The 13,680-nt window shown below is 50.2% G+C and carries 7 protein-coding genes; 5 read left to right on the forward strand and 2 right to left on the reverse strand.

What is annotated here, in order from left to right; genetic code table 11:
• Positions 1 to 65: 65 nt before the first annotated feature.
• Together IPG80_RS18375 and IPG80_RS18380 are read right to left on the reverse strand one after the other, a co-directional pair.
• Positions 66 to 1,952, reverse strand: coding sequence for an ATP-binding protein (locus IPG80_RS18375; protein ID WP_345110013.1), 1,887 nt, complete (start codon positions 1,950 to 1,952; stop codon positions 66 to 68).
• 12 nt (positions 1,953 to 1,964) lie between these two features.
• Positions 1,965 to 4,577, reverse strand: a complete 2,613-nt coding sequence (locus IPG80_RS18380) for a chemotaxis protein CheB (protein WP_345110015.1) — start codon at positions 4,575 to 4,577, stop codon at positions 1,965 to 1,967.
• Between the two features lie 222 nt (positions 4,578 to 4,799).
• Between IPG80_RS18380 and IPG80_RS18385 the strand changes: the two genes are divergently transcribed.
• From IPG80_RS18385 to IPG80_RS18405, 5 genes are all read left to right on the forward strand, one after another.
• Positions 4,800 to 5,936 (forward strand): polysaccharide pyruvyl transferase family protein, encoded by a 1,137-nt coding sequence (locus IPG80_RS18385; RefSeq protein WP_345110018.1) that lies wholly within the window; start codon positions 4,800 to 4,802, stop codon positions 5,934 to 5,936.
• On the forward strand, positions 5,905 to 8,916 hold the full coding sequence (locus IPG80_RS18390) for a hypothetical protein (RefSeq protein WP_345110021.1): 3,012 nt from the start codon (positions 5,905 to 5,907) through the stop codon (positions 8,914 to 8,916). The genes IPG80_RS18385 and IPG80_RS18390 overlap by 32 nt, the downstream gene beginning before the upstream one ends.
• A 287-nt stretch (positions 8,917 to 9,203) precedes the next feature.
• Positions 9,204 to 11,690: a hypothetical protein gene (locus tag IPG80_RS18395; RefSeq protein WP_345110024.1), complete on the forward strand. Its 2,487-nt coding sequence runs from the start codon at positions 9,204 to 9,206 to the stop codon at positions 11,688 to 11,690.
• Complete coding sequence (locus IPG80_RS18400; RefSeq protein WP_345110027.1) at positions 11,687 to 12,853, forward strand: mannosyltransferase family protein; 1,167 nt, start codon at positions 11,687 to 11,689, stop codon at positions 12,851 to 12,853. The genes IPG80_RS18395 and IPG80_RS18400 overlap by 4 nt, the downstream gene beginning before the upstream one ends.
• 54 nt (positions 12,854 to 12,907) lie before the next feature.
• Positions 12,908 to 13,672, forward strand: coding sequence for a dolichyl-phosphate beta-glucosyltransferase (locus tag IPG80_RS18405; RefSeq protein WP_345110029.1), 765 nt, complete (start codon positions 12,908 to 12,910; stop codon positions 13,670 to 13,672).
• Positions 13,673 to 13,680: the final 8 nt, after the last annotated feature.

The raw sequence follows: 13,680 nt of genomic DNA on the forward strand, positions 1-13,680 counted from the left end.
GAAGAGCGGTCTACCTTGCATGGATATGTCCTATGTGCGAAAAAATCAAATCTCCAAAACACGCTCTAATGCGCCAGGGGCAACGTTATGGAAAAACGACTGCCTACACCAAGGTCACTCTCTACTTCGATCCTGCCGTTATGAAGCTCAACAAAATGTTTTACCAGAGAGAGACCCAGCCCCGTACCGGCATATTCACGGGCGAGGCTCGTATCGATCTGGGTAAACGGCTTGAAAAGTTTCACAATATTCTCCGGGCTAATGCCAATGCCTTTATCCCAGACCATAATGATTACACTCTCATTCCCTGTGCCCATCTCCACATTCAATCCCAGATCTCCTGAAACAGGGGTAAATTTTATTGCATTGCTCAAAAGGTTCACCAACGCCTGCTTAAAACGCAGCGCATCGGCATGAATAAGAATCGGCTGGACAGGAAAGACAACATGCACATGCTGTTTCCTCTTTTCTGCCATGCCCTTCACCAATTTCAGACTGGCATTACAGATCTCTTCGAGTGAACACGGCGCCAGTCTTACCTCCATGGAACCGGCGTTCACCTTGGAAAGATCAAGAATGTCATTGATCAAATTCAATAAATGCTGTCCGCTCTCCTCGATCGAACGAATGACTTTGGATTGCCCTTCATTCAGTGTCTCGTAAGTATTCTCCTGTAAAGACTCGGAATATCCAAGGATGTCCGTCAGCGGTGTGCGTAATTCATGGCTCATGCTGGTAAGAAATTCATTTTTTGCACGGAGCGCCTTCACCAGATCCACGGTGCGTTCTTCCACCCGGGCGGCAAGCTGATTTTTTTCGTCGGCAAGAAGTTGTTCAACCCTCGCTCTTTCCTTTAGTTCTGTTTGAGCTATTTGAAAAAGCCTGGCATTTTCCAACACAGCCCCTGCCTGACTCGCCAGTGTGTAAACAAGACGCTCGTCATTTTCTGAAAAAGCGTTCGGTTTGCGGTTTTCAATGCTGATCACCCCGACCGAATTTTTTCCGGAGAGGATGGGAACATACAGTCCCGAGTGCATGCCCCTGAATTTTGCGATGTGCTGGGGTTCTTTTTCGAGTTGCCCGCTGCGAATGACCTGTTGAGATTGAAATGCCGCACGGCTGAGCCCCATCCCCGGCAGGGAGACCTTCATATTCAAAGTTTTCAACGCATCTGCGTCTATCGGGACTTCAATTGCATCAGCGTAGCGCACTTCCAGCACTTCGAACGAATCTTTCGAAGGCTCATACAACAGGATAAGAATATGGTGCCAGTCCATGCGCAGTTCCAGCAGATCAGCAATCCTTGCGCCGATCTTTTGTAGATCAAGCAGCCGATTCAGAACCAGCCCGCTCTCGTAAAGCAGTTCAAGTTCGGTTACCCGCTGGTGCAGGTTTTTTTCTGAATGCTTGTACCCATTAATATCCGTTAACGCAGCGCGGCTCGTTTCTCCACCTTCAAAACATGTGGCTTCCAACTGCACCCAAAAAGGTTCGCCGTTTCGATCCAGTGCCAATTCGCAGGATCGTTTCCCTTTTCCGGCATCCAGTTTTTCAAGGAAATTCCCAAACTCGAGCAGGTATTCCTGCTTTAGATAACCAAGAAAACGACTGCCCAGCAGTCTGGAACGCTCCACACCGAGCATTTTGGTCAGCGTCAGGTTGGCTTCCTTGATCATGCCATTATGAGTCATGGAAAAATAACCAACGGGCGCAAAATCATACAAGTCTGAATAACGATAGAGTGCCGCTTCCATTTCCGCCCGAGCCTGGATCAATTCTTCGTTCTGTAACTCCAACTCGATCTGATGCACCTCCAACTCGTGGATCAGGCTCAGATTATCGCTCATGCTGGCGGAGCGATTCGCGGTGTCCGTCTTCCGTTCGATCAATATCCCCTCTGCTTGGTGGCGCATACTGGTTTTATTCATCGAGTGTACGGAATTCGTTTTCATGGCGGGTACCTTCTATTCTTTTGGATCCGATTGGAAGGACGGTCTTTCTTCGGTCTTCTTCAGTTCTTCTTCCAGTTTCTTATAAGCGGTGATGTCTGAAAAAGTGACCACCACTCCATCGATCATATTCTCGAATGTGCGATACGGCAGAATGCGCGCCGCATACCAGCGTCCATTTTGAGTTGGAATCTGTTTTTCTACCTTGATCAAAGTCCGCAAGACTTCAAGGGCATCTTCCGCCAGCTCGGGGTAAAGCAGCGCGGAGGCAATGTCTGTAATCGGTCGCCCAATATCGCCGGAGATCAGCTTGGTGATCTTTCCGGTTTCGCTGGTAAAACGACGTACCCGCAAATTACCATCCAGAAACAAGGTGGCAATATCTGTGCTATCGAGCAAATTCTTCAAGTCGTTGTTCGCATGCGAAAGCTCATCCAGCCGGGCTTGCAGTTCCTGATTAACCGTGTGCATCTCTTCATTTATGGATTGCAGTTCTTCCTTCGAGGTCGTTAATTCTTCATTGGTAGATTGCAATTCCTCGTTCGTGGATTGCAGTTCTTCATTCGCAGATTTAAGTTCCTCCTGCGAGGTCTGCATCTCTTCCCGGATACTTTGCGTTTCCTGAAGCGCACGGTCGAGATCCTGTTCCAACTCCATGACGCGCTCGGTATCTTTGTGCAAACCGCGCGATTTTGCTTTTACTGCTTTGGGTTTCAAGAGAACATCGGAAAAAACGATCAAGACATTCTCTTTAAGATGACTCGCTCCTTTTATAGGTTGAATGGTGATATCTACGGTCTGTTTGCCTTCAGCCGTATCCACTTCCAAATTCTTGAGAACGACAGTCTCTTTTAAGTGAACTGCCTTTTGGAAGGCATTGGTCAGACCGTAGCGCAGTCCTTCCCGCACCATGACAAAAATATTCCAATTCGCCTTACCCGAGGCTGGTTCCAAATATCTCCCGGTGCGCCCATTAATAAACAAAATATCTCCGCCCTCATTGGTCAATATCGCTGCCGGGGAATAATTCTGCAGGATCAATTCTTCCGCTATTGATTGCAGGTTATTATTTAATCCGGGAAGTTTGGCAGGGGCATCTGCTTGAAGCAGGGAGAAGGCTGTAGGAAACTCGGGCAATCCGGAGGTCAGCTTTGATGCGCTGCGCTGATATAAGCGGTTCTTTCCAGTCAATGGAGAAAAAAGATGGGTGAATGAGCCTATCGTTTCAGCATTGCCTAAAAACAAAAAGCCGCCTGGCTTCAAGCTGTAATGAAAGAGAGGCAATAATTTCTTTTGCAGTTCGGGGGTCAGATAGATCAGCAAGTTACGACAACTGATCAGATCCAGCTTGGTAAAGGGCGGATCCATGATGATGTTTTGCGGTGCAAAAATGATCATCTCACGAATGGCTTTTACCACTTGATATCCGCGATCCACCTTGGTGAAATATCGTGACAGCCGTTTCGCCGAAACATCGGCGGCGATATTCGCGGGAAAAATCCCCTCGCGTCCTTTTTCGATCGCGTTCAGATCCAGGTCGGTCGCAAAGATCTGCAAAGTGATCTTCCGGGCAGGCTTGACCTGTTCCAGAACCTCTTTAAACAGAATTGCCAGTGAGTAAGCTTCTTCACCCGTGGAGCAGGCTGGCACCCAGGCACGCAACATTCGATTGGTATCTGCTCCGGCGATCAGCTTTGGCAGGATATCCTTTTTCAACTGCTCCCAGGCTTCCGGGTCGCGAAAGAAATTCGTCACCCCGATCAACAGCTCCTGAAACAGGATCTTTAATTCCTGCGGATTCTCGCGCAGAAAACGCACATACATTTCGATGCGAGTGATCTGATGCAGACCCATCCGCCGTTCAATGCGGCGCTGGATCGTGGTCTTTTTATAAAGTGAAAAATCATGTCCCGTCTGCGCCCGCAGCAGAATCACGACTTTCTCCAATGAACTATCCAGCTTCTCTTCTATTTTCCCTACGGGTTTAACCGGCAAGCCAGGGTGTCTTAAATAAGAAAGGATCCTGCCCGGCAGATCCGCTATCGGGGCAATGACATCTGCTACGCCAGCGTCAATTGCGCTTTGCGGCATTCCTTCAAACTTAGCCGAAAGCGGGTCTTGCACAAAAACAGCCCCCCCTTTTTCCTTGATGGCGCCCAACCCCAGCATCCCATCGGAACCCATTCCTGAAAGGATCACCCCAATACTGCGCTCCTGCTGATCATCTGCCAAAGCGCGAAAGAAAAAATCGATCGGATGACGCAACCCGCGCGGAGCCACCGGCTCCAGCAAATGGAGCGCACCATTCAAAATGGAAAGATCCCTGTCGGGCGGAATGATGTAAACACAATCCGGCTTTACTTTCATCCGGTCTTTGACTTGAACGACCGGCATGGGCGTTTCGCGCTGAAGCAATTCCGCCATCACCCCTTTATGAGTGGGGTCAAGATGTTGAATAATGACAAAAGCCAGTCCGCTTTTTTCGGGCACATTTGCCAGGAATACCCCCAATGCCTCCAACCCACCTGCCGATGCGCCAATGCCAACAATGGGAAAAACACTACGACGCACCGGTTTTCCGTTCGTCTTTTTTTCCTTACTGGCTTTGGGCTTGGATACGTTTGGCATGGTGAGGGTCCTTAATCAAAGAGGTACAAAACGCCCTCAAATAAATAAATCGTCTAAACCATTATATCGCTTTCACCCGTTAAAAACACGCGAAATTCGCCAGTCACCCAGAGTGTTCATACCGCATCCACTTTTCAATTACGCAAAATAAATTGTAACCTTCCTGTCAGGTGCTTTTTTAAATGAAGTGAGTATCATCAAGTCATAAAAAGGCTGACATCTATGAAAATCCTCTTCCTCGGCACACATGGACAATTCAATCTCGGCGACGAACTTCTGCTTGAGACCTTTCTCTCCCAACTAGGCGAAGAGCATACCTATGCCGTCAACTCCTACGACCCGGCATTCACCCAAAACGCCATGCGCCCCAAATTCAACGTGGAGTCTTTTCACACCACACGTGAACTGCCGCGCTTCCTCAAGTATCTTCTCACCAGTAAAGTCATCTTTTTTGGCGGCGGCAGTATCATCAAAGAACTTTATGCCAGCGTCGGGCGCAACCCCTACTCCACCCTGCTGATGATCCTCGCCACAGTCACTTTCGCAAAGCAGGTCGCTCGCAAAAAAGTAATCATGAGTAACATCGGCGTCGGTCCGTTGATGACTCCCCGCGGAGAAATGCTCGCTCGTTGGATATTAAGCCAGGTGGATTTCCTCTCCGTCCGCGACGAGAAATCGCATCGCACCACGCTCAAACTGGGTCTTTCTCCATTGAAAGTAAACCTCGTCCCGGATGCTGTTTTTGCCAACCCGCCCGAGGTCTTCATCTCAACCCCCAAGCCGCTGCCCCGATCAGACAAGATCCGCATTGCCCTAAACCTGAACTACGACATTGAAAAACCCGAAGCCTGGGAACCATTCCAGGCGAACCTTGCCGCCTCACTGAAAGAACTGCACGCAGCCACACCTCTGGAGATCCACGCCCTGCCCATGCAGAGCAAATTCAAAGCTCATGACGATCTTTCGATATTAAAGGAATTTTCCAAAAAGATTCCCGACATCCCATTCATCCTGCATGACCCGCAAACCGCACAGGAAGCCGCAGAGATCATCGCCAGTGTAGACATGGTTCTCGCTGAACGCCTGCATACACTGGTCATTTCATCGATCCTGGGGAAACCGTTCTACGGGCTGATCTACGATGTGAAGGTGCAAGAGTTGGTGGATTATCTCGGCATGAACACATACGCCCGAAACATCAACGACTCCTTCTGCTCAGAAGACCTGACAGCAGGGATTCGATCTGTCCTTTCCGCATACGATGAGATCGGCATGCATCTGATCGAACGCAGCACACTCCTGCGCATGAAACTGGGGAGATACTTCGATGACCTCAAAGCCAAGGCAATCCCGCGCTAAGCGGAAAACTGCCTCTCCCTCGATCAACGCTCTGGCGCTTCAACCGCCGGTTGTTGTTGAGGTTCCCAAACCTGCCGCCTGGGTACAGCGACTCTCCGCAACCCAGCGGATCGCGCTCATAGTGGGCGTGATCTATTTTTCACTCTCTTTCTTTACCTTTCGCCATGTCATTGCCAACATTCCACTGGTTTTGAATGGTGAAGCTGTCATCAACGGTGACGAGCTCGTGCCATTTTTTAACCCCAACAGTCAGTTGATCGACCAAGCCGCTGGCAAATTCAACCAGCTCACCAACGGATACGAGTTCCGCGTTCGATACTCGATCCTGACGACCTGGCTGCGCTACTACAAAGTCCTGCCGTTTGCGCTTGTGCTGGTCGTACCGGGGGTGACGTATCTCTCCTATCTATTTGTCGCCTTGCTTTTAGTACGCATCCTGCCGCAATACAAACCCGAAGCCGTGTATCAATTAACAGCAGCCCCTGTGTTGATGATCTTCATCATTATGGCGTATGCCAAGATCACGCATTTTTACACGCTTATCCTTGGTTTTTCGTTATGCCTTGTCTCGATCACACTGATGACATACGGCTTGATCTTCCCGCAAAAGAATCCATATAAACCGATCATCGCAGCGTGTGTCATCACACTCTTCAACCCCGCCGTTCATTATCTGATCCTTTTTGCGCTGTATATGGCATTTGCCGTGCTCACGCTCGTCGTCATGGACGGCATTGCAGTATTCAAAGACGGTTCATGGCGCAATATTTACCGTCCGCGCATGTGGTGGAACGGATGGCAAATCTTCAAAAAAGATTGGCGCAGGCTGTTCCGGGAAGTGCGTTTTTGGCGGTGCGTGGGCGCTTTTGCCATGCTCGGGTTGGGCACGCTGCTACCCTACGCTCTCTTTGTAAAATTCTACGCCTTGCGCGGCGTGCCGAATCTCTCCGAGACTGTACCCGGAGATTTTTACTTTATTCAAGATGCGTCCATTTCACTTGGGCATGTACTCGCCTTCGATATGGCAGGCATTATGGACAAGGAATTCACAGGCGATTATCTCGCCAAAGTGCCGCGCTATTCGAACATGATCTACATGCTGCTGCTCTTCATTCCGTTGTTCCTGAAGCGCGCACGGGATGAGATATTCCATACCGCCGAGCTAAAAGCCTTCATGAATGTGATGTACGTGGTCACATTCTTCACCATGTGGGCAACCCTGGGGTATTCCGGTCCGTCCTGGTTGCCGACCTTTCACCGAACAATGGCATTTATCAGCGTGATCGCGAACAAGCTCCAATCCGGCGTCGGTGACCTGGTCGTCAAACTCATGGGGACGATCGTACAAGTACTGCGATTCCCACATCGCTTTGAACTGGTCACCTTCATGGTGGCGACCATCCTGATCTCCATTTCCATCATCTGGCTGCACGATACCTTCATGAAAAAAGGCTTCGGCGAAGTCGTTTGGGTTCTAACGGGAAAACGAATCGGCGAAGCAAAAAGCAAACTGAAACAGAAGCAAACCGCAGTTAAGAAAGAAGCGGGGCGCTTCGTCCCGGTGATGATGGTTCTGTTGTTCATGGTACCGATCTTCTCGAACGAGTCATACCGCATCGTTTTTACATCGGGAGATTTTCACCACTTTCTCACACCTTACCCGGTGGGTCCTTTAAAGGAAGTGAAAGAGGCACTGTTGCAGCTGCCGCCCGGCAAGGTGGTGGTATTGCCGCCAACCGAGACCGCCAAGGTGATCGTGGATATCAACGGTGTGGAGCACAAGTTCATTGATAAGTTCCACATTTATTATCTTGACCTGCCAAGTTATTACTACGGACTGACCGGCGACTCGGATAATAAGCATGAGTTCTTTTTGATGCTGCGAGCGTTGTATTACCAGCAACCCTGGTGGATCAACATTGCCCGTGATCTCGATCTGAAATATATTGTGGTGAATAAAGAACTGGTGGCAAACACGGTGGGCGGACAGGAATATTTACGCGAGGTGGAACGCATTCTGATCCCTGAATTGGATTCGCGTGACGGGTACGTGAAGAAGTTGATGGAGAACGAAAGTTATGTGCTCTATGAATTCACCGATCTGCCTACTGCCGAGCGTGTGCCGCTCTATCTGGATGTGGACTGGAATTCGTTCATCCGCATTTTGTCATCCAACCTGGAGTTGACCCGTTATTACGACCTGCGCCATACGATGGTGGTGGGCGACCTGGAATCATTCGACTCGCTGACTCTAGTCACCGACGACGAACACGAATCGGCGCTGGACCTGTACCTGAAAGCCAACAAGACACAGTTCGCCCGCCCGAGCAGCGTCATCCTCCCCTTTGACCCGGAACAGATCTCCAGTTCGTACTACCTCTCACCCATGTTTCGGCTGTTTCAATTTTTCTCGGATAGCAAATACAACCGGTTGGATATGATCACACCCGGGCTGTGGGGCACCATCGAAGGCGGCTTCATTGGCGTGCCGCGTGAAGCACCCTTCCGTATTGATGTGACCCTGCCCGAAGCTGGCGAATATCACCTGTTGATGCGCGGCGCGATATCGGCTGTGGATATGGAAATGGAATCAAAGTTATTCGCCGAGCCGCTGCGTATTTCGCTCGCGTCAGACCCATCCAATCTGGCATTCTTCGACAAGCGTCTGGTCTTCTCTTCCAGCCGAACGCCCTTGGATGTAAGCCAGTACACGCTTAAAGAATTGGGGCAGCTCATTCCCACCGATGTGGTGGTGGTGAATTACCAATACCAATTCTTCGACCTTGGTGTGGTAACTGCCGGTAAGGGCAAGTACCCGATCTACTTTTCAAAGCTCAACGATGCTCCCATGCTGGTCGAGGGTATTTTGGTCATTCCAGAAGAGGCATATCAGAATCTGGCATTGCCCGCCAATGTGACGGTTGTTCAGCCAAACGAGTTGTGTTGCGGCTCGGTCATTATGCAGGGAGAAGAACCATAAATAACCCGAGTTGCTACCCACAACTCGTTATGTCATGCTGAGGGGCGTTTTTTTGCCCCGAAGCATCTCTACAGGGTTGTGCCAGAGACCCTTCGGTCGCGAAAACCGCGCTCCCTCAGGGTGACACAGCCTATTATTATGAAGGTAGCAACTTGAGTTAAATCAGACTATTAAAGTACAAAATTGCCGCCAACCAGAATTTGCAGAAAGGTAAGAATTTTGAGAACGAGAATGAAACGCGGCATACAAGCCATTCGTCATAAAATCTACTCAGGAAATCCCAAACCATGATGTCTTTCATAAAACCCTACATCGAAAAGATAAGACCTCTCATCACCCGTCTAAATGAGATGCTAAACAGACTGCGGACAAAGATCCCCGGACTGCCATCGAATCGCGTATTGATCTCTGCCGCAGCACTGGTGAGTGTAGCAGTGATGATCTTCGCAGCATTGCAGATCCTGGTGGCACCTGAACAACCCGTCACTACATACACTCTGCCTTATACCCAAACCTTTGACGATGTTAACCTCAAACGCTGGTTCTCGCCCTCTGGTGTGTGGACGCTTCGCACCGGAACGTTGATGCAAACTGTCGGCGGAGAAGAAGCCGGGCAGCTGCACATTCCGCTCAAGGTCCCTGAAGATGCGCCGTATCATGTCAGCGTATTCATCACCTTGAAAAAAGACACGAAGCAATCAGGGCTTTCCTTCAACGCGCAATATCCCGACTTGATCGCAAAACAACACAGGGCATATATCGATCGCATCAACGCGGAAACGCTGGAATTGGTTGCCGGGTACATGGACGAAACCGGGGCATTCGTCACACAGGCGCGAGTTCCACTCAGCATGAACACCACCGAATTCCGGTTGGATATCTATGTATACAGCAATTCCTATCTGGTGCAGGTCAATGGACAGCGCATGATCGAAAATCGCCCGCTCTTTTATAAGAACGGCATGCTCGGTTTTTATGCGCTGGGTTCCTCTGTATTTGATAATTACAAATTAACCACTGCTGATAATCAAAACCCCGGCGACATGGTCTACACCAGCGACTTTGACCAGGAACCGGGCGGCGCAGGCTGGGTTCCCATCAGCGGTTCGTGGCAGATCGCTTCGAAACAAATGCTGCAAAGCGACTCGACCTTCACCGATGCCGCGATCGGGTATGAAACCAGCACCTTTGAAAATTACACCCTGCGAGCTACTTTCAATCATCTCACCGGGCAAGGCGCGGGGGTGTTCTTTAACATGCCCTCGCCGTATTCCATTAATGGCGCTCACCTGGTGCGATATTCAGACGAGACCGATTCGATCATTTGGGGATACTACGACTCGAAAGGTGTTTTCACCCGCCAGGGCTTTGTAGACGCTTCACACCCGGGCAAAGAAGCTCACATCCTTCAGATCTTTTCAGGCACCGACAGTTACGACATCTTTCTTGACGAAGAAATGATCGCGCGCGATGTGCCACTTGTATCCATTCAAGGTGCTGTTGGTCTGGTCACTTCGCGCTCTTCGGCAGCCTTTTCGGATGTGGAAGTCTTCCCCTTATTCGGCACGACCTCGAATCCGGTCACGGCAAATCAACCTAGCGCCACGCCGCAACCGACCAAGGCAGCCACACAAACAACACCTACTACAGCAGCGCCTACAAAACAACCGACAAAGGCAGTTGGCGCAACGCCTACCCCAATCGCCTCAATCGGCGGCTCAGACGCTCCCTATCGCGGTGTCTTCGATGGAAAATTATCCGATGCGGGCTGGAAGATCCTCAATGGTGACTGGAAATTCGCGGATGGCAATTTTGTCCAAACCAAAGTGGATGGGTTCGACTTCGCCACGGTATATACAAAGACAGCTTTTCAAAACTTCAGCATTCAAACCGGCTTTGTGCATGTGGAAGGCAGTGGTGCAGGCATCCTTTTCAACATGCCGAGCACAGAGCGGCTTGCGGGCGGCTCAATGGTGCGCTATTCTGACAAGCGCGATAACGCCATTGTCTGGGGATATTTTGACGAGAATGGCGTATACCAAAACCAGGGCTACGCCGATGTACCTAACGCCGGAACAGATCGGCACACACTGCGCATCATCGGCAGTGAAAAAACCTACAGCATTTATCTCGACGACCGTTTGATCGTTCAGGCAGTTCCATATAAATCAGGACATAACGCCGGGTACTTTGGCTTGGTTACTTCACGCGCACACGTCACCTACGACGAAGTAGTTGTGGATGGTGTTGGAGCAGTATTCCAGGGTACCTACGACAGCATGGATGGCTTCACTGACCAACGCATCATCAGCGGCAAATGGACGATCGAAAATGCCAAAGCCATACAAACCGTCAGCGATGTTTCGGATTATGTCTGGAACACAGGTGTGCAGGCTTCAGAATACACCATCAGTGCAAAGATCAGCCTGCCCGCTGCAGACGATTCGGGCGGTGGCTTCATCATCCATATGGGCGAGCGCGGCTCAAAGAACAACTCATATATCGTCCGTTTCAAAGATGGCGGCAAAGCCATTTGGTGGGGTTCGATCAATGATGAAGGCAAGTTCAAAGGTCAAGGCTCAGCCCCCATTGAAAACTCAAGCGAAACCCTCACTCTTAAACTGGTGGTCAAGCTCGACACCCTCAGCATCTTCGTCAATGACGCGGAGGTCGCAAAAGAGATCACCATCTCATCTCAAGAAGGCTGGATCGGGTTACTTGCCTACGGTGGACCGGTCACTTTTGAAGATGTCAAACTGGAAGTGGAAAAATGAAACGACTTCCTGATTGGCTCACCATTCCATTGCTCGCGTTCACACTCAGCCGCCTGCTCATCTTCGGCGCTGGCATCCTGGGCGACACCATGCTGCCCACCGAAGAAGGTCATTGGGTCGCGGATGAGAGCAGCCCCTTCCTTTCCATGTGGGCAAAATGGGACAGCCAATATTACGTAGACATTGCCACCAACGGCTATTGGTTTCGACCGGGTCAGCAAAGCAACGTCGCTTTCTTTCCACTCTACCCAATGACTGTGCAGGTACTTTCCAAACTATTTGACGGCAAAATAATCCTGACAGGATTCCTTGTCAGCAATCTGGCATTTTTCGGCGCATTGATATTTTTCTACCTGCTGACCGAATTGGAACTCGGCTCAGACTCCGCCAAACGGGCGGTGTACTACCTGGCGTTTTTCCCAACTTCGTTCTTTTTCTCTTCGGTATACACCGAGAGCATGTTCGTCCTTCTTTCCATAGCCACCATGTACTTCGCCCGCAAACATCAATGGGCGTGGGCTGCCGTGTTCGGCATCCTGACGGCCGCCACACGCAACCTCGGCATTCTGATGTGGGCGCTCGTGTTATGGGAGTGGCTGCGCGCGCAAGGCTGGGCGTTCTTCGCCATGCACAAAAAACAGACCTGGCTGGATCTGTGGAGTGGATTTAAAAAGAACTGGTTCGAGATCATTATCATCTCACTCATTCCATTAGGCATGTTGGTCTTTATCTACTTCCTCAAGGTCAACTTTGACCGTCCGCTGGCGTTCATTGAAGTGCAAGCCGCTTGGGGAAGAGAGAATATCGGTCCGCTGGCGGTTTTACAGAAAAACATCATAGGCTTGCTGGAAGGCGAAGTGAACAAAGGGTGGCTGACGCGTTTTTGGAATGTCTCGTTCTACCTGTTCTTCCTGGCAATGGTCCCATTCATTTGGCACAAACTTGGTGAAGGGTACGCCATCTTTGTGCTCATCATGCTCTTCGTCCCATCTGCAAGTGCGATCGGCAGCATCATCCGTTATCTACTGACACAATTCCCAGCATTCATGATGATGGCATGGTGGGGGCGCGATGATCGGATAGACCGGATATTTAATTACACGTTCACCATCCTGCTGGGTGTGTTCGTGGTCATTTTTGTCAATTGGGTCTTTGTTGCGTGACCAAGCACTCTGTTGAGATAAAACTCCAACAGGGCAAAAAAATAAGGAGTCGTTATGCCTTACGAAAATTATGCAAAATGGAAAACTGACGAGATCACGGGAGAACCCAAACTCTCCATCGTCATTCCGGCGTACAACGAACGCGAACGCATCGTTGCCACCATTGGCGCGATCGCTTCACACGTTTCAGATCTGGGCTTTCCGTGGGAATTGCTCATCGCCGACGATGGCTCCAAGGATGACACCGTGGTGTTATGCGAAGACCTGCACCTCGTAAATATGCGCGTGTTGAAAGCGCCGAAGAATGGCGGCAAGGGCAGCGCCGTCCAGCGCGGAATGCTGGCGGCTCGCGGCAGGTATGTCCTCTTTGCAGATGCTGATAATTCCACACCCATCGAAGAAGTAAGCAAGCTGCTCAATCAATTGGAAAAAGGCGGTTTTGACGTGGCTGTCGGCTCGCGGGCGGCAGACGGTGCCGAAGAAGGCAAAAAATCCCTGCTGCGAAAAGTGCTCAGCGGCGGGCTGCGTTGGATGGTGAAATACATCTTCTTCATTCCTGTGAAAGACACACAATGCGGATTCAAAATGTACACGCATGACGCCGCCCAAAAACTGCACACCAAGCAGACCATCATGGGGTTTTCGTTCGATCTGGAGATCCTGTATCTGGCTTCGAAATACGGCTACAAGATCGCAGAAGTCCCCGTCTCTTGGATTGACGCGCCCGGCTCTAAAGTGGATACACGCAAGGAAGTCCAACGATTTTTACGTGACCTGATGAAGGTCAAGATGAATGACCTGAAAGGTGTTTACCGATAGGAGATAGC

This window comes from Candidatus Villigracilis vicinus (assembly GCF_016702885.1).
In the GTDB taxonomy this organism is placed as follows: domain Bacteria; phylum Chloroflexota; class Anaerolineae; order Anaerolineales; family Villigracilaceae; genus Villigracilis; species Villigracilis vicinus.